This window comes from Phenylobacterium sp. (genome assembly GCF_030646615.1).
GTDB lineage: Bacteria > Pseudomonadota > Alphaproteobacteria > Caulobacterales > Caulobacteraceae > Phenylobacterium.
On the sequence record NZ_JAUSLG010000039.1, the window covers coordinates 1 to 20,532 of the forward strand.

The window sequence follows — 20,532 nt, forward strand, 5'->3', positions numbered from 1 at the left end:
GATGGCGGTGGGGTGGATGGTCGTCACTTGCTGACGTCCGCCTTCATGGCGGCGAACTCGGCTTCGGCGCAGACCTTGCCGTTCACCTTGGCCTTGCCCTGGAATTTGAAGATGTCGCCCCGAACCTTGGTGACCTCGACATGCATGTGCAGCACATCGCCCGGCCGCACCGGACTGCGGAACCGCACTCCATCGATGGACATGAAGTAGATGACCATGTTGGTGATATCCACGTCCATCGACTTGGACATCATGATCGCGCCGGTCTGGGCCAGGGCCTCGACGATCAGTACGCCCGGCATTACCGGATATTCGGGAAAATGGCCGGCGAAGAACGGCTCGTTGAAGGTCACGCACTTGATGCCGACGATGGACTCGCTCGGCTTGTATTCCTCGGCCCGGTCCACAAGCAGGAAGGGATAGCGGTGAGGAATTCGCCGAAGGACTTCGGAAATGTCGATTTCGGTCGGGTTTTCGTTCACCGGCGCTTTGCGGCTCATGCGCCTGCTCCTTCTCCGCGGCGCTGGGCCATCTTCGACAGCCAGGCGGTCTCGCGCATCCATGTCCTTACCGGCCGCGCCGGCACGCCGCCCCAGGTTTCACCTGGAGGAATATCTTTCATGACCCCGGCGCCGGCCGCCACGCGGGCGCCTTGGCCGATGTCCAGATGGTCGGCCACACCGGCCCTGCCGCCGAACTGAGCGCCGTCACCGATCGTCACGCTGCCGGAGATGCCGGTGTGGGCCGCCATGACGCAGTTGCGCCCGACGCGGACGTTGTGGGCGATCTGCACCAGGTTGTCGATCTTCGTATTCTCGCCGATGACAGTGTCCTCGAAGGCCCCGCGATCGATGCAGGTGCCCGCCCCGATCGTCACCCCGTCCTGGATGATCACCCGGCCCAGCTGAGGGATGTCGATGAGCCCCGTCGGTCCCGGTGTGGCGCCGAAGCCCGCCTCGCCGATCACCGCGCCGGCATAGATTCGCACCCGGTCGCCGACCAGGGCGAAGCCGATCACCGCACGGGGACCAATCTCGCAATCGCGGCCGATGGCGACGCCCGGGCCGATGACCGCGCCGGAACCGATCACGGTCCCTGCGCCGACCTGAGCGCCATCGCCGACGACCGCGCCCGGGGCGATTCGCGCCCCAGGTTCAATTCCGGCGCTGGGCGAGATGAAGGTCTCGGCGGTGTTGATCCGTGGCCGGTGCAGGGCCTGGGCCGCCAGCGCGTAGGCCGCCTGGGGGGATGGGGTCAGCAGGATCGCGCATCCCTCCGGCGCAGCCTCGGCCAGGCTGGGATGGAGGAAGCAGGCGCCGGCCCGGCCCGCCAGAAGGTCTGCCTTGCGCCGTCGGTCGGAGAGGAAGGTGATGCTGTCAGCCTCGGCGCGGTCGAGGATCGCCACGGACCGAATTTGACGAGCGCCGTCGCGCGGCGTGCGAAGCTCCGCACCGACCAGCTGGGCGAGATCGGAAAGCGTTTTGGGACCGAGGTCCTCGAAGAAGCGCGGGTCAGGCATAGGATTCCAGGCGCGACCCGCGCCCCTTGGCGAGTCGTTCGATTATCTAGTCTGGGCGCCCGCGGCCGGCTGGTCCAGCCGTTCGCGGTCGAAAGCAAACTGCGTGATCTTGGCGTTCAGGGCGGTGACCAGCGGTTGGGTGACATCCATCTGCGGATTGGCCAGCAGGAGGGCGTCGCGATTCACCAGCATGGAGCACTGACGCTGCTGATAGACGTCGCGGATCAGGGGCTCCATCTCCTGGCCGACGCGGGCCAGGGCCTTCTGCTGCGTCATGGCCAGCTCGCGCTCGCGTTGGGCGGCCTTGCGCTGGAAGGCATTGACCCGGACCTGCAGGGCGGCGCGACGGGTTTCGAACGCGTCCTGACCCAGCGTGGCTTGCTGGGTCTCCAGGGTCTGGGCTTCCGTGGTGATGGCCGTTTCTTCGGCCTTCAGCTCGGCTTCCACCTGGGTGGCGATCTGCTGCAACCGCGTCTGGACATACTGGCCGACGGTGGACGCGCCGATGGCGCCATCCACGGACATCACGCAGACCCCCGTGATGGCCGCGCCATGCGTGACCTGAGGCGCGGCCGCCTGTTGGGCGTGAGCGCCCGTCGACAGCGTAAGCGCGAGGGCCGCAGCGGCGGCGAAGCCGGCGGCAAGGGGTTTGGTCGTCATGAAATCAGAACCTCGTTGAGGTGGAGAACCGGAAGGTTTCCGTCTTGTCGTAATCTTCTTTGGCCAAAACTTGGCTGAAGTCGAAGCGGATGGGGCCCATGGGCGAGCGCCAGAAGATGCTGAGGCCTGCCGAGGCCCGCAGGGACATGTCATCGACGATGTTGGGATCGACGACGCCGGCCACGGTCAGCTTATCCTCATCATCCAGCATACCCAAGGCGCCGAAGTCGGAGAACAGGGCGGCCTTCACCCCGTATTGCTCGGGCAGGAAGGTCGGGACGGTCAGCTCCACATTGCCGATGGCGTAGGCCTTACCGCCGAGGGCGTCGGAACGGCTGGCGTTCAGGTCACGCGGGCCGATACCGGCGGTCTCAAAGCCGCGGAAGCTGTTGCCGCCCTTGTAGAAGCGGTCGTTGATCCTGACCGTATCGCCGCTCCAGCCGTCCACATAGCCGGCCGAGCCCGTGGCGCTGAGGATGAAGCTCGGCGAGAAGCCATAGTACCAACCGCCCTCGACCTCGGTCTTCAGATAGTTCACGTCGCCGCCGACCCCGGCCAGGTCCTGGTTGAGGGCCGTGTAGAAGCCGCGGGTCGGATTGATCGGGTCGTTCCGCATGTCGAGACGCACCCCGTAGCCCACGAGCGAGGTCGTATAGGCCCCCCGCTGCTGGCAGAGGGAGATCGAGACGATGGGCGCGGAGGGATCGCAATAGGAGGCCGGGATTTCCACCTCGTCCCGGCGCAGGGTGTAGCGCAGGGAGGCCCGGGAATTCAGAGTCAGGGGGAAGCCCAGCCGGACGCCGCTGCCGATCGTGTTGGTGCGGTAGGCCGAATAATCGGTCAGGTCATAGCGGTAGGAATAGAGGTCGAGGCCCGCGCCGAGGTCGCGCCCCAGGAAGCGCGGCTCGGTGAACGAGAAGTCCACCTGCTGGCGCAGGGAGCCCACGGAAACCCGGGCGCGCACGTTCTGGCCGCGACCGCGGAAGTTCCGCTCGGTGACGCCCAGATCGAGGATCAGCTGGTCCACCGAGGAATAGCCGGCGCTGAAGGACAGCTCGCCCGTGGGCTGCTCCGTCACCTGGACCTGAAGATTGGTGCGGTCCGGAGCGCTGCCCGGGGTCTCCTCGATCGCCACGTTCTCGAAGAAGCCGAGCGCGCGAATCTGGTTGCGCGAACGATCGACCAGGACGCGGTTATAGGCGTCGCCCTCAACCAGGTTCATCTCGCGGCGAACCACATAGTCCAGGGTCCGGGTGTTGCCGATGATGTCGATGCGATCGACATAGACCCGCGGCCCCTCATCGACGGCGAAGGTCACGTCCACCGTGCGGGTTTCGCGATTGGGCGTATAGCGCGGCCGCACATCGACAAAGGCGAAGCCCGCGGCGCCGGCGGCGAAGGTCAGGGTGTCGGTGGCCTGCTCGATCCGTTCATCCTGATAGATCTGGCCTTGCTGGATCGGCAGGATCTGGACCAGGGTCTCCTTGTTCAGGCGCTCGAGCTCGGTCTGCACCTCGACCTTGCCAAACCGGTATTCGGGGCCTTCGTCGATCGTATAGGTGATGACGAAGCCGTTCTTGTCCGGGGCGAGCTCAGCGACCGCAGAGACGACGCGGAAATCATAGAAGCCGCGGTTGCGGTAGTGTTCGCGCAGCTTCTCCCTGTCGTATTCCAGACGGTCGGGATCGTAGTTGGCGTTGCTGCTGAACAGCTTGTACCAGGCGCTCTGCTCCGTCACGACGACGTCGCGCAGATCGTTGTCGGAGAATTCGACATTGCCCAGGAAGTTGGTGCGCAGGACGCCGCTCTTGGCGCCCTCATTGATCTCGAAGATCACGTCCACGCGCTTCTGCGGCAGTTCGACGATCTTCGGCTCCACATCCGCCGAGATCCGGCCCGAGCGTCGATAGAGTTCTACGATCCGCTGGACGTCCTGCTGCACCCGGGCGCGGGTGAAGATGCTGCGGGGCCGCAGGGTGACCTCGTCGCGCAGCTTGTCTTCCTTGAGACCCTTGTTCCCCTCGAAGATCACCCGGTTGATGATCGGGTTTTCGACCACTTCCACGATGATCTCGCCGGCGACGGCGCTGATCCGCACGTCGGCGAACAGGTCGGTGCGGTAGAGGGCCTTCAGCGCCAGGTCGAGCTGTTCGGCGTCCACCTGGTCGCCGGGCTGGATGGGCAGGTAGGACAGGACCGTCGCCTGCTCGATCCGCTCATTGCCTTGGACGACGATACGCTGCGCCACCTGCGACTGGACCTGGGCCACAGCCGCCGTCGGCGCGGTCAGGGCCGTCGAGGCGAGCAGCAGGGCGAAGCCGGAAGCGAACGCAGCGCCACGAGCGCGAGATCTTTGCATCTGATCAGCCGTAAAGGGAGGAAGGCGAGCCTAGGAAACCAGGCCGCCAAGAAATTTGAACACGCGCAGTTGCTGCAGATCGTTCCAGGTGGCGAACAACATCAAACCGAGCAGGAGCGCAAGGCCCACCCGGTATCCTGCCGCCTGAACCTTGGCGGCAAGAGGGCGGCGGGCCACGGCTTCATAGGCGTAGAAGACCAGGTGCCCCCCATCCAGGACCGGCACCGGCAGCAGGTTCATGAACCCGATCCCCACCGACAGCACCGCGGTAAGCCCCAGCAGCGCCACAGCGCTGCCCAGCAGCATCGAGCCCGCGTCCGGCGCGCCCTGGGCGCCCGACTGCGCCACCTGGCCCGAGGCCTGGGCGATTCTCAGGGGGCCGCCGAGCTGGTCGGCGCTTTCGCGGCCGGTGACCACCCGTCCGAGATAATAGACCGTCGTACTCAACACCCGCCAGGTCCGCTCGGTCCCGGCGACAACCGCCTCCAGCGGGCCATAACGTCGCACGGTGCGATCGGTCGCCCCAGCAGGACTGGCGATCCCCAGCACGCCGATCTTCTGCTCGCCGCCCATGCGGTCTGAAACCACCCGCCGCTCCGGCGTGGCGGTGAGCCGCACCCTCTGGCCGCCGCGGTCGACAACGAAGGTGGTCGGCGCCTGGGACCGGACGGCGATGATCTGCTGCAGGTCGAAGAAGTTGTCGATCTGCTGGCCATTGGCCTCCACGACCACGTCGTCGACCATGAAGCCGGCGCGCTGGGCGGCGCTGCCTGCCTCAACCCCGGCGACCCGGGCCGGCAGGACGGTCTCGCCCACGGTCATCAGCAGGAAGGCGAACAGCACGATAGCCAGGACGAAATTGGCGATCGGCCCAGCCGCGGTGATGAAGGCGCGCTGCCACACCGGCTTGAAGTGGAAGTAGCGGTCAGCCGCCCCCCTGCCCTGCTCGGTCTCGATCCTCTGCCGCAGGGCCTCCAGGTTCTCGTGGTCTGGGACGCTGGCGGCGTTCTCGTCGCCGGAGAACTTGACGTAGCCCCCCAACGGAATCCAGCCGACCCGCCATTCGACGCCCTGGCGGTCGCGCCAGCCGAAGATCTTGCGGCCGAACCCGATCGAGAACTGGTCGATGGCCACGCGGCAGGCCCGGGCCGCCCAATAGTGGCCCAGCTCGTGGATCGTGACGACCACGGTCAGGACCAGGAGGAACGGGATGATGTAGGTCAGTGCGGTCTGCAGGAAGCCGAACATCGGGTGGGGGCTGCTCCTAAGGGCCTAGCGTGCGCCGGAAAACGCAGCCGTGACGGCCGAGGCGATGCGCCGGGCCGCTGCATCCGTTTCCCGGGCCGTTTCAAGTGCGTCGCCGTTCGCCCCCCCGACCAGGTCCCCATCGCGCTCCATGCGCTCCAGGGTCTCCGACACGGTGGCGGCAATATCGAGAAAGCCGATCTTTCGGTCAAGGAAGGCGGCGACGGCCACCTCATTGGCCGCATTCAGCGCCCCAGGCGCGGCCCCGCCGGCGGCGAGCGCGGCCTTGGCCAGGCTGAGCGCCGGGAAGCGGGAGAGGTCCGGGGCTTCGAAGGTCAGAGGTCCGGAGGCCACCAGGTCGAGCTTGGGCGCCGGCCACGGCAGGCGGTCGGGCCAGGCGAAGGCGCAGGCGATCGGCGCGCGCATGTCCGGCGGCCCCAGCTGCGCCAGGGTCGAGCCATCGGCATATTCCACCATGGAGTGGATGATCTGCTGGTGGTGGATCAAGACCTCAAGGCGCTCCGGCGGCATGGCGAACAGGTAGGCGGCCTCGATGATTTCGAGCCCTTTGTTCATCATGGACGCGGAATCGACCGAAATCTTGGCGCCCATACTAAAATTCGGATGGGCGACGGCCTGCTCAGGGGTCGCATGCGCCATCTGGGCCTTGGTCCAGGTGCGGAAAGGCCCGCCGGACGATGTCAGGATCACCCGGGTGACCTGAGCCGTGGCCCGCGAATCAAACACCTGGAAGATGGCCGAGTGTTCCGAATCCACCGGGATCACGACGCCGCCCGCCAGTTTGGCGGTGCGCAGCAGGCCAGGTCCGCCGCAGACCAGGCTCTCCTTGTTGGCCAGGGCGACAATGGCCCCCGACCTGGCCGCCGCCAGGGTCGGGGCCAGGCCCGCGAACCCGACAATGGCCGACATCACCCACTGGGCGTCGGCCGCCGCCAGGTCGGCGATGGCGCCTGCGCCCGCGGCGGCTTCGATCCCAGAACCCCTGAGCCGGTCGCGCAGTTCGGCCAGGCCCTGTTCGTCCTCGATGACCGCAAGCGCGGGACGCCATTTGAGGGCCTGCTCAGCCAGGCGCGCCACATTGCGGCCGCCCGTCAGACCCACCACCTCGACCTCGACCTCAGCCTGCTCGAAAAGGTCCAGGGTGGACATGCCCACCGAGCCCGTGGCGCCGAGGACGGTCACCTTGCGCGGCAGGCCGGCTGGCGCGTTCATGTGAAAAACTCCGCAAGACGGGCCAGGGCCACCACGAGGACGGCGAACATCAGTCCGTCCACCCGGTCGAGAAGGCCGCCATGGCCAGGAATGAGGTCGCCGGAGTCCTTCACGCCGAAACGCCGCTTGAGCATGGACTCCCAGAGGTCGCCCCCCATGGTGGCCAGGCCGCCGGTGAAGCCGATCACCGCGCCGGTCACCGGCCCCATGACCTCGCCAAACAGGGTGGAGCAGAGGGCGCCGGCGCAGGTGGCCGCCGCCAAGCCGCCGACGAACCCGGACCAGGTCTTGTTGGGGGAAAACCGCGGCCAGAGCTTTGGCCCCTTCAGCACGCTGCCCACCAGGAAGGCGGCGATATCGGCCGCCCAGGTGACGGCGAACAGCACCAGCACCCAGAGGGCGCCATCAGGCGTGCCCCGGAGCCAGACCAGGGCCAGGCAGGGAACGCCGATATAGACCACCCCGAACGCGGCGTCGGCCGGTCGCTCAGCCACCCGCCGGGCGATAAAGGCCGCGACCGCCGCCCCAAGGGCCATGGCCGCCCAGGCCAGGGGCACATAGCGCAGATAGATCAGGAAGACCCCGGCGAGCACCCCCACCAGCACCGCGCTCAGCACCCGGATCGGGGCCTTGGGCGCGGTCATCCCCGCCCACTCGATGGCGAGGAGCGCCACGCCGACCGAGATCAGCAGCAGGAAGGGCCAGGCGCCGAACCACACAGCCGCCACCGTCGCTGGCACCAGCACCAGGGCCGAGGCTGCGCGGATCGCGAGATTGGACCAGTCGAACTGTTTAGCCGGCGGCAAGGGCGTCATCAGCCACGGCGCCGCCATAGCGCCGGTCGCGGGTGCGATACTCGGCGATGGCGGCCTTGAGGTGCTCAGGACCATAGTCGGGCCATAGCACGTCCTGGAAGACGAGTTCGGAATAGGCCGCCTCCCACAAGAGGAAGTTCGAGAGACGCTGCTCCCCGGACGGCCGCACGATCAGATCCGGCGGCGGGGCGGCGGAGGTGGAGAGATAGGCGGCGAACCGCGCCTCGTTCAGATCCGCAGGGGAAAGCCGGCCGGCGGCCACATCCTCGGCGAAGCGCCGGGCGCCATCGGTCAGGTCGGCCTGACCGCCATAGTTGAAGGCCACCTGCAGGAAGAAGCTGTCATTGCCGGCCGTGCGCCGCTCGGCCTCCTCGATGATCTCGATCAGGTCGGGGTTCAGCCCCTGGCGACGCCCGATCACCCGGACGCGGACGCCTTCCCGCTCCAGCCGGCCGAGATCGCTTTCGAAATAGCGACGCGGCAGAGCCATCAGCTCAGCCACCTCCGTGGCCGGCCGGCTCCAGTTCTCTGTGGAGAAGCCGAAAACCGTCAGGTGGCGGATGTTGAACTCTGGCGCGGCGGCCACCGTCCGCTTCAGGGCCTCCACGCCCGCCCGGTGGCCCAGGCTACGCGGCAGGCCCCGGCGCTTGGCCCAGCGGCCGTTGCCATCCATGACCAGGGCCACGTGCAGGCCCTCGCCCGCCGAGGTTTCGGCGACCGGCGCGGCGGCGTTCGGCTCGGGGCTGCGGGCCATGGGGTTCCTCGTGCGTCCTTTGCCGCCAGACCGACGATCAAACCTGCATGATCTCTTGTTCTTTGACTTTCAAGGCTTCGTCCACCCGCTTCACCGCCTCATCGGTGAACTTCTGGACCTCGCCCTCCATGCGCTTCTGCTCGTCCTGGCTGATGACGCCGTCCTTTTCCGCGCGCTTCAGGTCGTCATTGGCGTCGCGACGGATGTTGCGCACGGCCACCTTCTGCTGCTCGGCGTACTTGCCGGCGACCTTCACCAGGTCCTTGCGGCGCTCTTCGGTCAACGGCGGGATCGGGATGCGCAGGGTCTGGCCATCGACCACGGGGTTGAGGCCCAGGCCTGAGTTCCGGATCGCCTTCTCCACCGAGACGGCGACGCCCTTGTCCCAGACGCTGACGGTCAGCATTCGCGGCTCAGGCACGCTGACGGCGGCCACCTGGCTGATCGGCACGGTGGAGCCATAGGCGTCGACCATCACCTGGTCGAGGAGCCCGGCCGAGGCCCGGCCCGTGCGCAGGGAGGCGAACTCTTCCTTCAACGCGATGACGGCCTTGTCCATGCGATCTTTGTAACTCGCAAGAACCGGCTTCTCTGCGGCGGCCATGGGGCTCCTCCAATCGTAGTCTGGACGTGGGGGGCGCGAGGGGTTCAGGCGATCGTCGTAAAGACGCCCTGGCCCTTCAGCACCTTCAGGAAGTTGCCCCGTTCGCGGATCGAAAACACCACGATCGGGATCTGGTTGTCGCGCATCAACGCAATGGCGGAGGCGTCCATGACCCGCAGGTCCTGGGCCAGCACATCGTGATAGCTGAGCGTTTCGTAGCGGACGGCGTCAGGCGCCTTCTTGGGGTCGGCCGTGTAGACCCCGTCGACGCTGGTGCCTTTGAACAGGGCCTCGCAGCCCATCTCGGCCGAACGCAGGGCCGCTGGGGTGTCGGTGGTGAAGAAGGGCGCGCCGAGGCCGGCGGCGAAGATCACCACCCGGCCCTTTTCCAGGTGCCGCATGGCGCGGCGGCGAATATAGGGCTCGCAGACAGCGTCCATGGGAATGGCTGACTGGACCCGGGTGAAGACCCCGACCTTTTCCAGGGCGCCCTGCAGGGCCAGGGCGTTCATCACCGTGGCCAGCATGCCCATATAGTCGGCGCTGGAGCGCTCCATCCCCTTGCCGGCCAGGGAGACGCCGCGGAAGATGTTGCCTCCGCCGATCACCAGGCAGAGTTCGACCCCGTGGCTGACGACCTCGGCGATATCCTCGGCCACAGCTTCAAGGGTGTTGGGGTCGATGCCGAAGCCCTGCTCTCCCATCAGGACCTCGCCCGACACCTTGAGCAGGATCCGCTTGTAACGAAGGGTGGGAAGGGTCTCGGGCATCGGCGAAGCTTTCCGAATCTGACTCAAGCAAGATAACGCAAGGGCGCGGCGCGCGTCGAACGCGCCCGCGCCCCCACGTTGTGGTTGCGTGAGGTTCTACGCCTGACCGCTCAGTTGGGCCACCTCCGCGGCGAAGTCGTCGACCTTCTTCTCGACGCCTTCACCCAGACCGAAGCGTACGAAGCCCTTCATGGTCACGGGCGCGCCCGTTTCCTTGGCAAGCTCGGCGATCAGCTGCTCGATGGTCTGGTCGGGGTTCATCACGAAGGCCTGCTTCAGCAGGACCACTTCCTCGTAGAACTTCCGGATCCGGCCCTCGACCATCTTCTCGACCACGCCGGCGGGCTTGCCCGAGGCGAGGGCCTGCTCGGTGAAGATCGCCTTTTCGCGCTCCACCGCCTCCGGGTCGAGGTCGTCGGTGGACAGCGACAGCGGGTTGGTGGCCGCCACGTGCATGGCGATCTTGCGACCGACCTCCTGCAGCTTGGCCTGGTCGCCGGCGCCTTCCAGGGCCACCAGCACGCCGATGCGGCCAAGGTCCGGGGCGGCGGCAGCGTGGACATAGCTGGCGACGGCGCCAGCCGGCACGCTCAGGCGGGCGGCGCGGCGCAGCATCATGTTCTCGCCAATGGTCGCGATCAGGTTGGTGATCACGTCGGAGACCACCTCGCCCTTGGCGGTCTTGGCCGCGGAAATCGCCTCCACGCCCTCGACATCCAGGGCCACCAGGGCCACGTCCTTGGCCGCATTCTGGAAGAGCTCGTTGCGGGCGACGAAGTCGGTCTCGGCGTTCAGCTCGGCCAGCACGCCGGTCATGCCGGCGCCGTCCTTGCGCACGGCCGCGGCCACGAGGCCTTCGGCGGCGGCGCGATCAGACTTCTTGGCGGCCTTGGACAGGCCCTTGGTGCGCAGCCAATCCATGGCCGCCTCGACGTCGCCGCCGGTTTCCTGCAAGGCCTTCTTGCAGTCCATCATGCCTGCGCCAGACTTCTCGCGCAGTTCCTTGACCAGCGCAGCGGTGATTTCCGCCATGGGTCGGCTCCTTCGGTTAGAATCAACGGCTGGGCCACATATGGAGCCCAGCCGTCACAGTTTGATATCGCAACGTCCGCGCCCCGGGACCGGGGCGTGGCGGATTACGATTGAGCGGCGGGCTCGCCTTCGACGGGCGCAGCGGCTTCAGCCGGAGCGGCCGGTGCCTCGGCGGCGGCCGTCTGGGCCAGGACCGGCTCCATCGGCGTTTCCGAGGCGCCCAGATCCACGCCTGAAGCGATCTGGCCGGCGGTGAGGCCGTCGAGGATGGCGTCGGCCATCAGGTCGCAATAGAGCTGCAGCGCGCGGGCGGCGTCGTCATTGCCCGGGATCGGATAGGTGATGCCGGCCGGATCGCAGTTGGTGTCCAGGATCGAGATCACCGGAATGTTGAGCTTCCGGGCTTCCTGGATGGCGATCGCTTCCTTGTTGGTGTCGATCACGAACATCAGGTCGGGGATACCGCCCATGTCCTTGATGCCGCCCAGGGACAGTTCGAGCTTGTCCCGCTCACGGGTGAGCTGCAGCAGCTCCTTCTTGCCGCGGCCGACGCCTTCGCCTTCCAGCAGACCCTCCAGCTCGCGCAGGCGGGCGATCGAGCCCGACACGGTGCGCCAGTTGGTGAGCGTGCCGCCCAGCCAGCGGTGATTCACATAATACTGGGCGCAGCGCTTGGCCGCCGTCGCCACGGGATCGGACGCCTGGCGCTTGGTGCCCACGAACAGGATACGACCGCCGCCGGCGGCCACGTCGCGGGCCTTGACCAGGGCCTGGTGCAGCAGCGGGATGGTCTGCGACAGGTCGATGATGTGGATGTTCGAGCGAGCGCCGAAGATGTAGCGCTCCCTCTTCGGGTTCCAGCGGTGGGTCTGGTGACCGAAGTGGGCGCCAGCTTCCAAAAGCTGACGCATGGTGAAGTCGGGCAGCGCCATTGAATGGCTCCTTTTTCCGGTATGCCTCCGCAAGCCAAAACCCCTTTTGGGAGCCCGGAACGGAAACCTCTGGGATGTCTCCCCGTCGGTCGCCGAACGCCTGCGTGTGTGATGGGCCGCGAGATAGGCCCAGATGCGGGAAAAAGCAAGCCTGATGCGCGGTTTGGCGAAACATGCGTAAGCCGGCCCGGCCTCAGATGTCCTCCACATAGAGAACGCCAGGGGAGGTCTTCAGGGCGCCGCGCACCGACCCGTCCAGGGTGAAGCGGCCAGGCAGCTTCATCTCCACCTCGCGGCCCCCCTCGACCGGCGCTGTCAGGATGATCTCCCCGCCCCGGCTGTTGGCCGCGCTTTCCAGCCGTCGCTTCAGGGCGTCGATCTCGGCGCTCCGGGGCGCCAGGTGGACCCGCAGGCCGGCCACGGCGTTCTCGATCGCCTTTTCCACCGGCTCGGCGTCGTCGCCGAAGAACCGCACCTCCCCGTCCCGGGCCTTGGCCCGGACCTTGATGGAGACCGCCCGGCCCGGCTCCAGCACGTCGCGGCAGCGGCGCAGGGATTCTGGCGGAAACAGCACCTCGTACTCCCCCGTAGGGTCAGAGAGCGTGACGAAGGCGAACTTCTCGCCGCTGGACTGGGAGGCCCGCTCCTGCTTGCGCCGCACGACCCCGGCCATGCGGAACACCTCCGCGCCGGCCTCAGCCCGGACGATGACATCGGTCAGAAGCTCGGTGCGGCGGCGACGCAGGGCCGGCACCATGTCTTCCAGAGGGTGGCCCGAGAGATAGAAGCCGACGGCCGAAAGCTCCTCGTCCAGGCGCTCCACCGGCGTCCACATGTCGGCCCGCGGCATGCGGGGCCGACCAACGCCCGCCTGGTCGCCGCCGAACAGGCTCGCCTGGGCCGAGGCGCGGTCGGCGGCCATGCTCTGGGCGTAGGCGATCAGGCTGTCGGCCGCCGCCGCCAGCTGGGCCCGGTTGGGATGGATGGAGTCGAAGGCCCCGGCCCGCGCCAGGGTCTCGAAGGTCCGCTTGTTCACTTGGCGCGGATCCACCCGCTCGACGAAGTCGAAGATGTCGCGGAAGGGACCACCCTCACGCCGGGTCTCGACCACGTGCTCCATGGCCGCCAGGCCGACATTGCGGATGCCGCCCAGGGCGTAGAGCACCTCACCGGCCTCGACCTCGAAGTCGGCGCCCGAGGCGTTGATGTCCGGCGCCCGGACCTTCACGCCGAACCGCTTGGCGTCCTGGTAGAAGACCGCCAGCTTGTCGGTGTTGGCGATATCCAGACTCATGGAGGCGGCGAAGAACTCCACCGGCGCGTTCGCCTTGAGCCAGGCCGTCTGGTAGGAAACCACCGCATAGGCCGCCGCGTGGCTCTTGTTGAAGCCATAGCCCGCGAACTTGTCCACCAGCTCGAAGATCGAGGCCGCCTGGCTTTCCGGCACCCCGCGGGCCGAGGCGCCGGCGACGAACATGGCCTTCTGCTCGGCCATCTCGTCCTTCTTCTTCTTGCCCATGGCCCGGCGCAGAAGGTCGGCGGCGCCAAGGGAGTAGCCCGCCAGGATCTGGGCGATCTGCATCACCTGTTCCTGGTAGACGATGATCCCGTAGGTCTCCTTGAGGACCGGCTCCAGGGACGGATGCAGGTAGTCGATGGTCCGCCGGCCGAACTTGCAGTCCACGAAGGCTGGGATGTTGTCCATCGGGCCCGGCCGATAGAGGGCGCCGACGGCGGTGACGTCTTCGATGGAATTGGGGCGCAGCTGGCGCAGGGTGTCGCGCATCCCCTGGCCTTCCATCTGGAACACCCCCACCGTGTGCCCCGCCGACATCAGCTCATAGGACTTGGCGTCGTCCACCGGCAGCACGCCCATGTCCACGCGGGCGCCCCGCTGATCCATGAACTTCAGCGCCTTGTCGATCACCGTCAGGGTCTTGAGCCCCAGGAAGTCGAACTTCACCAGGCCGGCGCTTTCCACCCACTTCATGTTGAACTGGGTGGCGGGCAGGTCCGAGCGAGGATCCTGATAGAGGGGGGTCAGCTCGGTCAGGGGGCGGTCGGAGATCACCACGCCGGCCGCGTGGGTCGAGGCGTTGCGATAAAGACCCTCGAGCTTCAGGGCGACGTCCAGCAGGCGCGACACCGCCTCGTCCTCGTCCCGGGCCGCCCGCAGCCGCGGCTCGATCTCAATGGCCTTGGCCAGCGTCACCGGATTGGCCGGATTGGCCGGCACCATCTTGGCGAGCCGGTCCACCTGGCCCAGCGGCAACTGGAGCACCCGGCCGACATCGCGCAGCACGGCGCGGGCCTGCAGGGTGCCGAAGGTGATGATCTGCGCCACCCGGTCTCGGCCATAGCGCTGCTGGACGTAGCTGATCACCTCTTCCCGCCGGTCCTGGCAGAAGTCGATGTCGAAGTCGGGCATGGACACCCGTTCCGGGTTCAGGAACCGCTCGAACAGCAGGCCATAGCGCAGGGGGTCCAGGTCGGTGATGGTCAGGGAATAGGCCACCAGCGAGCCAGCCCCCGACCCCCGTCCCGGTCCCACCGGAATGTCGTGGGCCTTGGCCCATTTGATGAAGTCCGCAACGATCAGGAAGTAGCCGGGGAAACCCATCTGGGTGATGACCCCGATCTCCCGCTCCAGCCGCTCGAAATACTCCGCCTCCGGGGCATGGCTGGCCTGGCCGCGGGCGATCCGGCCCTTGAGGCCTTCGCGGGCCTGATGGGCCAGCTCGTCGGCCTCGGTGCGGTCCCCCTCGGTGGGGAAGCGCGGCAGGATCGGATCTCGCTTGCGGACCATGAAGGCGCAGCGCCTGGCGATATCGAGGGTGTTGTCGCAGGCCTCCGGCAGGTCGGCGAACAGGGCGCGCATGTCCGCCGCCGGCTTGAACCAGTGCTCCTGGCTCACCCGCCGGCGCTCATCCTGGCCGACAAAGGCGCCGTCGGCGATGCACAGCAGCGCATCATGGGCCAGATGCATATCCTGCTTGGCGAAATAGGCGTCGTTGGTGGCCACCAGGGGCACGTCGCGCTCATAGGCGAAGGCCACCAGTTCGGGTTCGGCCAGGGCCTGGGCCGACAGGCCGTGACGCTGAAGCTCCACATAGAAGCGGTCACCGAAGACCCGCAGCATTTCGTCCAGGGCCGCGCGCCCCTCGGCCACCTTACCGGCCGCCATCAGAGGATCGACGGGCCCATCCCAGCCGCCCGACAGCAGGATCAGCCCCTCGGCGTGCTCGACCACCTTGGCCCAGGCCACCGCCGGCTCCTCGACGCCGCCGACGCTGTCGATATAGGCCATGGAGGACAGGCGCGACAGGTTGAGATAGCCCGCCTCGCTCTGGGCCAGGAGCACGAGGGTCGGCGTCCGCGCCCACTTTTCCGGCTGGCGATCGCCAATGCCGGTCACCGCAAGGGCGCAGCCGACGATGGGCTGGACGCCCTGTCCCTGGGTGGCGACGGAGAACTCCAGCGCCCCATAGAGGTTGGTCCGGTCCGTCAGGGCGACGGCGGGCATGTCATGGGCGGCGGCCAGGGCGCCGACCGCGTCAGCCTTGATCGCGCCTTCCAGCAGCGAATAGGCTGAGCGCACCCGAAGGTGCACGAACCCGCCATCGTGCTGCTGTTGCATTCGAGCCTCCGACACGCGAGCCATGGCCCTGCCCCGTCAGCCGACCAGAAACGCGAACTGACAGACCATACCTACGAAGCTCGCCACAGCGACAAATGCCAGCGATTCCCGCGCCAGAAGAATGATCATCACGCAGCCCCTTGTGGATGTTCCATATATGTTCTTATTCTGGTTTTGTTCTCCTCGTCAACCTGCCTGTGAACAACCTCTCGGAGCCGCCCCATGGACCAACGCATCAGCCTGATCACGCTTGGCGTGGACGATCTCCCACGGGCCCGCGCCTTCTACGAGGCCGGCCTCGGGTGGACCCCCGTCAGCGCGCAGGAGAGCGTGTGCTTCTATCAATTGCCGGGCCTTGCCCTGGGTCTGTTCGGCCGCGAGGCCTTGGCGAAAGACGCCCAGCATCCCATCGACGGGCGATTCAGCGGCGTCACCATCGCCATCAATGGCCGGTCCCGCGAGGAGGTGGACGCCATATTCGCCCAGGCGCTGGCGGCCGGCGCCAAGGCGCTCAAGCCGCCCGAACCCGTCTTCTGGGGCGGCTATTCCGGCTATTTCGCCGATCTCGACGGCCATGTGTGGGAGGTCGCCCACAACCCAGGCTCCATCATCGGCGCGGACGGCTCGACCACCTTCCAGGCCGATGAAACCCAGGGTTAGAGCATTTCTCGATCCGATAGCCGCGGCGCACTTATCGGGAAAACGCTCTAGAAGATCGACTGCGGCTCGAGATGGCCGTCCTTGAGCGCCAGGACGCGGTCCATGTGACGGGCGAGCTCGAGATTGTGGGTGGCGATCAGCGCGGCCACCCCGGTCTCGCGAACCAGTTCATAGAGGCTGGCGAACACCTCGGCCGAGGTGTTGGGATCGAGATTGCCGGTGGGCTCGTCGGCCAGCAGCAGCCGCGGCCGGTTCGCCAGCGCCCGGGCGATGGCCACCCGCTGCTGTTCGCCGCCTGACATCTGGGCCGGCTGGTGGTCCACACGCTCGCCAAGACCCAGCTGGCCCAACAGGACGCCTGCCCTGGCCCGCGCGGCCTCATGGCTTTCGCCGGCGATCATCAGCGGCAGGGCCACATTGTCCAGGGCGCTGAACTCGGCCAGCAGGTGGTGGAACTGGTAGACGAAGCCGATGGAGGCCAGCCGCACCCGGGTGCGCGCCCGCTCATTCAGGGCCGAGCAATCGCGGCCATCGATCAGGATCACGCCGCCGTTGGGGCGCTCCAGCAGGCCCGCCGCATGCAGGAGCGACGACTTGCCTGACCCTGAAGGCCCGATCAGGCCGACGATCTCGCCGGGCGACACGTCGATATCGACGCCCTGCAGCACCGTCAGGCGGCGATCGCCGGTGACATAGGTCCGCTCCAGGCCGCGGACGGACAGGATGGGGGTGTCACTCATAGCGAAGGGCTTCCACCGGATCGAGACGGGAGGCCCGCAGGGCCGGCGGCAGGGTGGCGAGGAATGAGACGGCCAACGCCCAGCCCACCACGATCATCACCTCGACGGCGTCCACCTTGGCGGGGATGTGGGCCAGATAATAGATGTCGGAGCTGAACACCTCGGCGCCCGTGACCCATTCCACGAAGTTCTGGATGGGGCCGATGAACAGACAGAACAATACGCCGAGCACCAGGCCCACGACCGTGCCGAGAGCGCCCACCGAGGCGCCGGCCATGAAGAAGATGCGCAGGATCGCCCCGCGGCCGGCGCCCATGGTGCGCAGGATGGCGATGTCGCGGCCCTTGTTCTTCACCAGCATGACCAGGCCCGAAATGATGTTCATGGCCGCGATGGCCACGATCAGCATGAGGATCAGGCGCATGACGCTGCGCTCGATCTTCAGCGCGTTCCAGAAGCTGGCGTTCCGCTGGGTCCAGTCGGTGACGATGGCGACGGGTCCGGCCAGTTCGGCGATGGCCGCCTTCATGGCCGGCGCCCGGTCGGGATCGGCCAGCCGGATCTCCACCACATCGACCATGCCCTCGCGGGCGAAGAACAGCTGGGCCTGCTCCAGGGGCATATAGATGAAGAGCTGGTCGTACTCGCTCATGCCGACGCTGAAGGTCCCGCCGACCGTGTAGGTCTTGCGCTGCGGCGTATAGCCGAAGGCCGTCGCCCCGCCGCTCGGCGAGATCAGGGTGAGCGGGTCGCCGGGGCCGACGCCGAGGGTCTCGGCCAGCCGGTCGCCGATCAGCACCAGGTCACCGCCATATTCACCCTCGCCAAAGCCATCGAGGGAGCCGCGGACGATGTTGCCCGAGACGATCTCGGTGCGGCGCAGATCTTCCTCAGTGATGCCGCGGACCACGGCGCCGCTGATCTGGCCCTGCCCCAGGGCCATGGCCTGGGCCTCGATCAGGGGGGCGGCCTGGGTCACGCCGTCCAGGGCGGTGATCTCGCCGGCCAGGGTGCGCACCTCAGGGTCATAGAGCGAACCGCCGGAGACGAAGACATGGCCGTTGAAGCCCAGGGTGCGGTCGAGCAGTTCTGTGCGGAAGCCGTTCATCACCGACATGACGATGATCAGCACCGCCACGGCCAGCATGATGCCGACAAAGGAGATGATCGAGATCAGCGCCACGCCACCCTGGCTGCGCTTGGCGCGCAGGTATCGCCCGGCGAGCATCCGCTCCCAGCGCCCGAAGGGCGGCGCCACACCGCTCACGTGATGATCGCCTTGAGCGCGTCTTCCAGCGGCAGGGACTGGCGTTCGCCGGTGGCGCGGCGCTTGATCTCGACCTTGCCCTCGGCGACGCCCTTGGGGCCGATGATCAGCTGCCAGGGCACGCCGATCAGGTCCATGGCGGCGAACTTGGCGCCGGGCCGCTCGTCGGTATCGTCCAGCAGCGGATCCTTGCCGGCGTCGCGCAGGGCGCCATAGGCCTGCTCGCAGGCCAGATCCACGGCCGCGTCGCCAGGCCGCAGGTTGATCACCGCCACGCCGAAGGGCGCCACGGACTCCGGCCAGACGATGCCGGCCTCGTCATGGCTGGCCTCGATGATGCCGCCCACCAGGCGGGAGACGCCGACGCCGTAGGAGCCGCCATGGATCGGCCGCTCCTGGCCATCGGGGCCGGTGACCACGGCGCGCATGGGCTTGGAGTACTTCTCGCCGAAATAGAAGATGTGGCCGACCTCGATCCCCCGGGCCGACAGGCGGTCGGACTCGGCGACTTCGGACTCAAACCGCGCCTGTTCGTGCATGTCCTCGGTGGCTGCATAGAGGGCGGTGCGCTGGTCGACGATGGGCTGCAGGTCGCCGTCCCAGTCGACGTCGCCAGGGGGCGGCATTTCCACCAGGTCGCGGTGGCAGAAGACCTGGCTTTCGCCGGTCTCGGCCAGGATGATGAACTCGTGGCTCAGATCGCCGCCGATAGGGCCGGGATCGGCGCGCATGGGCACGGCCTTCAGGCCCAGGCGGGCGAAGGTGTTCAGATAGGCCACGAACATGCGGTTGTAGGACCGGCGGGCGGCGGCCTCATCGATGTCGAAGGAATAGGCGTCCTTCATCAGGAACTCCCTCCCGCGCATCACCCCGAACCGGGGGCGGCGCTCGTCGCGGAACTTCCACTGGATGTTGTAGAAGTTCTTCGGCAGGTCCTTGTAGCTCTTCACATGGGCCCGGAAGATCTCGGTGATCACCTCTTCGGCGGTCGGCCCATAGAGCAGGTCGCGCTCATGGCGGTCGGTGATGCGCAGCATCTCGTCGCCATAGTCGTCATAGCGCCCACTCTCGCGCCAAAGGTCGGCCAGTTGCAGGGTGGGCATCAGCACCTCGATGGCGCCGGCCCGGTCCATTTCCTCGCGGACGATCTGCTCGATCTTCTTCAGGACGCGGAGGCCGAGCGGCAGCCAGGCATAGATGCCCGCCGCTTCCTGACGGATCATTCCGGCGCGCAGCATCAGCTGATGCGAGGCGATCTGGGCGTCGGAGGGCGCCTCACGCAGCGTAGGAATGAAATAACGCGAAAGACGCATGCGTTCGGGGCCTTCGTACCAGACTCTTCGGAATAGGCCCTGATTAGCCCTGAGCGTCTGACCTTGGCAATCGAAGCGTCGAAAAGAAGGCCGCCGGCGCAAGGCGGGCGGCCTCCAAGTTGGTCATCGGGGAAAACGCTACGCAAGCCGGCGACGCCGCTTGGCTGAGACCGTTGTAACCCCTGTAACATCGGAGGCGCGCGCATCTCGGGCGTCAGCTGGAAAGAGGCGCCGTGTTCGCCCAATTTGCAGGCGTTGCGGCCGCGGGCCGCGCAAGGCCTGGGCGCCAGCAGCAGGCCTAGAAGTTCGACGGCCCCGTGGGCATGGGAATGACGCCCGACAAGATCACCGCCCAGACGATGACAAAGACGACGGCCGAGACCCAGGTGGTGGTGATGAACTTGCGCTTGAGCTTGGGGTCCACCGGCGCGCCGGGATCGCCGCCGTCGCCCTTGTCGATGCCGGCTTCGGCGTGGCTGATGGTGCCCAGCGGCAGGACGGCGAACAGCACCACCCACCAGATGATCAGATAGGTCGCAATCCCGGTCGTCACACCCATCAGTGGGCCTCCTTCGGCGTTTCCATGAGTTCGACAAGTACGCCGCCCATGGCCTTGGGGTGGACGAAGATCACCGGCGTCCCGTGGGCGCCGATCCTCGGCTCGCCCGTGCCCAGCACGGTGGCGCCCTTGGCCCGCATCTCGTCGCGGGCGGCCAGGATGTCCTCGACCTCGAAGCAGATGTGATGCTGGCCGCCGGCCGGGTTCTTGGCCAGGAAGCCCTTGAGCGGGGAATCCTCGCCCAGGGGTTCGATCAGCTCGATCTGCGAATTGGGCAGGTTGACGAAGCAGACCCAGACCCCCTGCTCCTCCATCGCCCATTTCTCGGTGATGGAGGTGGCGCCCAGCACGTCGCGATACATCCGCACGGCGTCGTCGATGGAGGGGGTGGCGACCCCCACATGGTTCAGTTTCCCGATCATGAAGCCGGTAT

General features: G+C 67.2%; 20 protein-coding genes. 1 reads left to right on the plus strand and 19 read right to left on the minus strand.

Annotated elements, in window-relative coordinates:
- Positions 1-23: 23 nt before the first annotated feature.
- From fabZ to sidA, 14 genes are all read right to left on the minus strand, one after another.
- Positions 24-500 carry a 3-hydroxyacyl-ACP dehydratase FabZ gene (gene fabZ / locus Q7S93_RS06580; RefSeq protein WP_304712944.1) on the minus strand — a complete coding sequence of 159 codons (477 nt, stop codon included), beginning with the start codon at positions 498-500 and terminating at the stop codon, positions 24-26.
- Positions 497-1,519, minus strand: a complete 1,023-nt coding sequence (gene lpxD, locus Q7S93_RS06585; protein WP_304712945.1) for a UDP-3-O-(3-hydroxymyristoyl)glucosamine N-acyltransferase — start codon at positions 1,517-1,519, stop codon at positions 497-499. The genes fabZ and lpxD overlap by 4 nt, the downstream gene beginning before the upstream one ends.
- 42 nt (positions 1,520-1,561) lie before the next feature.
- A complete protein-coding gene (locus tag Q7S93_RS06590) occupies positions 1,562-2,179 on the minus strand; it encodes an OmpH family outer membrane protein (protein WP_304712946.1) in 618 nt (205 codons plus the stop codon).
- 4 nt (positions 2,180-2,183) lie between these two features.
- Complete coding sequence (gene bamA, locus Q7S93_RS06595) at positions 2,184-4,538, minus strand: outer membrane protein assembly factor BamA (RefSeq protein ID WP_304712947.1); 2,355 nt, start codon at positions 4,536-4,538, stop codon at positions 2,184-2,186.
- A 30-nt stretch (positions 4,539-4,568) separates the two neighbouring features.
- Complete coding sequence (locus tag Q7S93_RS06600; protein ID WP_304712948.1) at positions 4,569-5,786, minus strand: M50 family metallopeptidase; 1,218 nt, start codon at positions 5,784-5,786, stop codon at positions 4,569-4,571.
- A gap of 24 nt (positions 5,787-5,810) precedes the next feature.
- Complete coding sequence (dxr, locus tag Q7S93_RS06605; protein WP_304712949.1) at positions 5,811-7,016, minus strand: 1-deoxy-D-xylulose-5-phosphate reductoisomerase; 1,206 nt, start codon at positions 7,014-7,016, stop codon at positions 5,811-5,813.
- Positions 7,013-7,831, minus strand: coding sequence for a phosphatidate cytidylyltransferase (locus Q7S93_RS06610; protein ID WP_304712950.1), 819 nt, complete (start codon positions 7,829-7,831; stop codon positions 7,013-7,015). Before Q7S93_RS06610 ends, dxr begins: the two co-directional genes overlap by 4 nt.
- Positions 7,809-8,585 (minus strand): polyprenyl diphosphate synthase, encoded by a 777-nt coding sequence (gene uppS / locus Q7S93_RS06615; protein ID WP_304712951.1) that lies wholly within the window; start codon positions 8,583-8,585, stop codon positions 7,809-7,811. The genes Q7S93_RS06610 and uppS overlap by 23 nt, the downstream gene beginning before the upstream one ends.
- A 37-nt stretch (positions 8,586-8,622) precedes the next feature.
- Positions 8,623-9,189, minus strand: coding sequence for a ribosome recycling factor (gene frr, locus Q7S93_RS06620; protein WP_304712952.1), 567 nt, complete (start codon positions 9,187-9,189; stop codon positions 8,623-8,625).
- 44 nt (positions 9,190-9,233) lie between these two features.
- Positions 9,234-9,959 (minus strand): UMP kinase, encoded by a 726-nt coding sequence (gene pyrH / locus Q7S93_RS06625; RefSeq protein ID WP_304712953.1) that lies wholly within the window; start codon positions 9,957-9,959, stop codon positions 9,234-9,236.
- 96 nt (positions 9,960-10,055) lie between these two features.
- Positions 10,056-10,991, minus strand: coding sequence for a translation elongation factor Ts (gene tsf, locus Q7S93_RS06630; RefSeq protein WP_304712954.1), 936 nt, complete (start codon positions 10,989-10,991; stop codon positions 10,056-10,058).
- A 104-nt stretch (positions 10,992-11,095) separates the two neighbouring features.
- Positions 11,096-11,923, minus strand: a complete 828-nt coding sequence (rpsB, locus tag Q7S93_RS06635; RefSeq protein ID WP_304712955.1) for a 30S ribosomal protein S2 — start codon at positions 11,921-11,923, stop codon at positions 11,096-11,098.
- Between the two features lie 193 nt (positions 11,924-12,116).
- Positions 12,117-15,560, minus strand: coding sequence for a DNA polymerase III subunit alpha (dnaE, locus tag Q7S93_RS06640; protein ID WP_304712956.1), 3,444 nt, complete (start codon positions 15,558-15,560; stop codon positions 12,117-12,119).
- 36 nt (positions 15,561-15,596) lie between these two features.
- On the minus strand, positions 15,597-15,689 hold the full coding sequence (gene sidA, locus Q7S93_RS06645) for a cell division inhibitor SidA (protein ID WP_300579390.1): 93 nt from the start codon (positions 15,687-15,689) through the stop codon (positions 15,597-15,599).
- A gap of 93 nt (positions 15,690-15,782) precedes the next feature.
- Between sidA and Q7S93_RS06650 the strand changes: the two genes are divergently transcribed.
- Positions 15,783-16,220 (plus strand): VOC family protein, encoded by a 438-nt coding sequence (locus tag Q7S93_RS06650; RefSeq protein WP_304712957.1) that lies wholly within the window; start codon positions 15,783-15,785, stop codon positions 16,218-16,220.
- A 47-nt stretch (positions 16,221-16,267) separates the two neighbouring features.
- Here the strand turns inward: Q7S93_RS06650 and Q7S93_RS06655 are convergent, their stop codons facing one another.
- From Q7S93_RS06655 to mce, 5 genes are all read right to left on the minus strand, one after another.
- Positions 16,268-16,960 (minus strand): ABC transporter ATP-binding protein, encoded by a 693-nt coding sequence (locus tag Q7S93_RS06655; protein WP_304712958.1) that lies wholly within the window; start codon positions 16,958-16,960, stop codon positions 16,268-16,270.
- Positions 16,953-18,188: a lipoprotein-releasing ABC transporter permease subunit gene (locus Q7S93_RS06660; RefSeq protein ID WP_304712967.1), complete on the minus strand. Its 1,236-nt coding sequence runs from the start codon at positions 18,186-18,188 to the stop codon at positions 16,953-16,955. The genes Q7S93_RS06655 and Q7S93_RS06660 overlap by 8 nt, the downstream gene beginning before the upstream one ends.
- A 35-nt stretch (positions 18,189-18,223) precedes the next feature.
- Positions 18,224-19,540 carry a proline--tRNA ligase gene (proS, locus tag Q7S93_RS06665; protein ID WP_304712959.1) on the minus strand — a complete coding sequence of 439 codons (1,317 nt, stop codon included), beginning with the start codon at positions 19,538-19,540 and terminating at the stop codon, positions 18,224-18,226.
- Between the two features lie 298 nt (positions 19,541-19,838).
- Complete coding sequence (locus Q7S93_RS06670; protein WP_304712960.1) at positions 19,839-20,099, minus strand: DUF1467 family protein; 261 nt, start codon at positions 20,097-20,099, stop codon at positions 19,839-19,841.
- On the minus strand, positions 20,099-20,521 hold the full coding sequence (gene mce / locus Q7S93_RS06675; RefSeq protein WP_304712961.1) for a methylmalonyl-CoA epimerase: 423 nt from the start codon (positions 20,519-20,521) through the stop codon (positions 20,099-20,101). The genes Q7S93_RS06670 and mce overlap by 1 nt, the downstream gene beginning before the upstream one ends.
- Between the last annotated feature and the right edge of the window lie 11 nt (positions 20,522-20,532).

Coding starts and splice junctions, on each gene's coding strand:
- tsf (WP_304712954.1), bottom strand. CDS start 10,991: ATGGCGGAAATCACCGCTGCGCTGGTCAAGGAACTGCGCGAGAAGTCT.
- sidA (WP_300579390.1), bottom strand. CDS start 15,689: ATGATCATTCTTCTGGCGCGGGAATCGCTGGCATTTGTCGCTGTGGCG.
- bamA (WP_304712947.1), bottom strand. CDS start 4,538: ATGCAAAGATCTCGCGCTCGTGGCGCTGCGTTCGCTTCCGGCTTCGCC.
- dxr (WP_304712949.1), bottom strand. CDS start 7,016: ATGAACGCGCCAGCCGGCCTGCCGCGCAAGGTGACCGTCCTCGGCGCC.
- lpxD (WP_304712945.1), bottom strand. CDS start 1,519: ATGCCTGACCCGCGCTTCTTCGAGGACCTCGGTCCCAAAACGCTTTCC.
- Q7S93_RS06590 (WP_304712946.1), bottom strand. CDS start 2,179: ATGACGACCAAACCCCTTGCCGCCGGCTTCGCCGCCGCTGCGGCCCTC.
- rpsB (WP_304712955.1), bottom strand. CDS start 11,923: ATGGCGCTGCCCGACTTCACCATGCGTCAGCTTTTGGAAGCTGGCGCC.
- pyrH (WP_304712953.1), bottom strand. CDS start 9,959: ATGCCCGAGACCCTTCCCACCCTTCGTTACAAGCGGATCCTGCTCAAG.
- mce (WP_304712961.1), bottom strand. CDS start 20,521: ATGATCGGGAAACTGAACCATGTGGGGGTCGCCACCCCCTCCATCGAC.
- dnaE (WP_304712956.1), bottom strand. CDS start 15,560: ATGCAACAGCAGCACGATGGCGGGTTCGTGCACCTTCGGGTGCGCTCA.
- uppS (WP_304712951.1), bottom strand. CDS start 8,585: ATGGCCCGCAGCCCCGAGCCGAACGCCGCCGCGCCGGTCGCCGAAACC.
- proS (WP_304712959.1), bottom strand. CDS start 19,540: ATGCGTCTTTCGCGTTATTTCATTCCTACGCTGCGTGAGGCGCCCTCC.
- Q7S93_RS06655 (WP_304712958.1), bottom strand. CDS start 16,960: ATGAGTGACACCCCCATCCTGTCCGTCCGCGGCCTGGAGCGGACCTAT.
- Q7S93_RS06670 (WP_304712960.1), bottom strand. CDS start 20,099: ATGGGTGTGACGACCGGGATTGCGACCTATCTGATCATCTGGTGGGTG.
- fabZ (WP_304712944.1), bottom strand. CDS start 500: ATGAGCCGCAAAGCGCCGGTGAACGAAAACCCGACCGAAATCGACATT.
- Q7S93_RS06650 (WP_304712957.1), top strand. CDS start 15,783: ATGGACCAACGCATCAGCCTGATCACGCTTGGCGTGGACGATCTCCCA.
- Q7S93_RS06600 (WP_304712948.1), bottom strand. CDS start 5,786: ATGTTCGGCTTCCTGCAGACCGCACTGACCTACATCATCCCGTTCCTC.
- Q7S93_RS06660 (WP_304712967.1), bottom strand. CDS start 18,188: ATGCTCGCCGGGCGATACCTGCGCGCCAAGCGCAGCCAGGGTGGCGTG.
- frr (WP_304712952.1), bottom strand. CDS start 9,189: ATGGCCGCCGCAGAGAAGCCGGTTCTTGCGAGTTACAAAGATCGCATG.
- Q7S93_RS06610 (WP_304712950.1), bottom strand. CDS start 7,831: ATGACGCCCTTGCCGCCGGCTAAACAGTTCGACTGGTCCAATCTCGCG.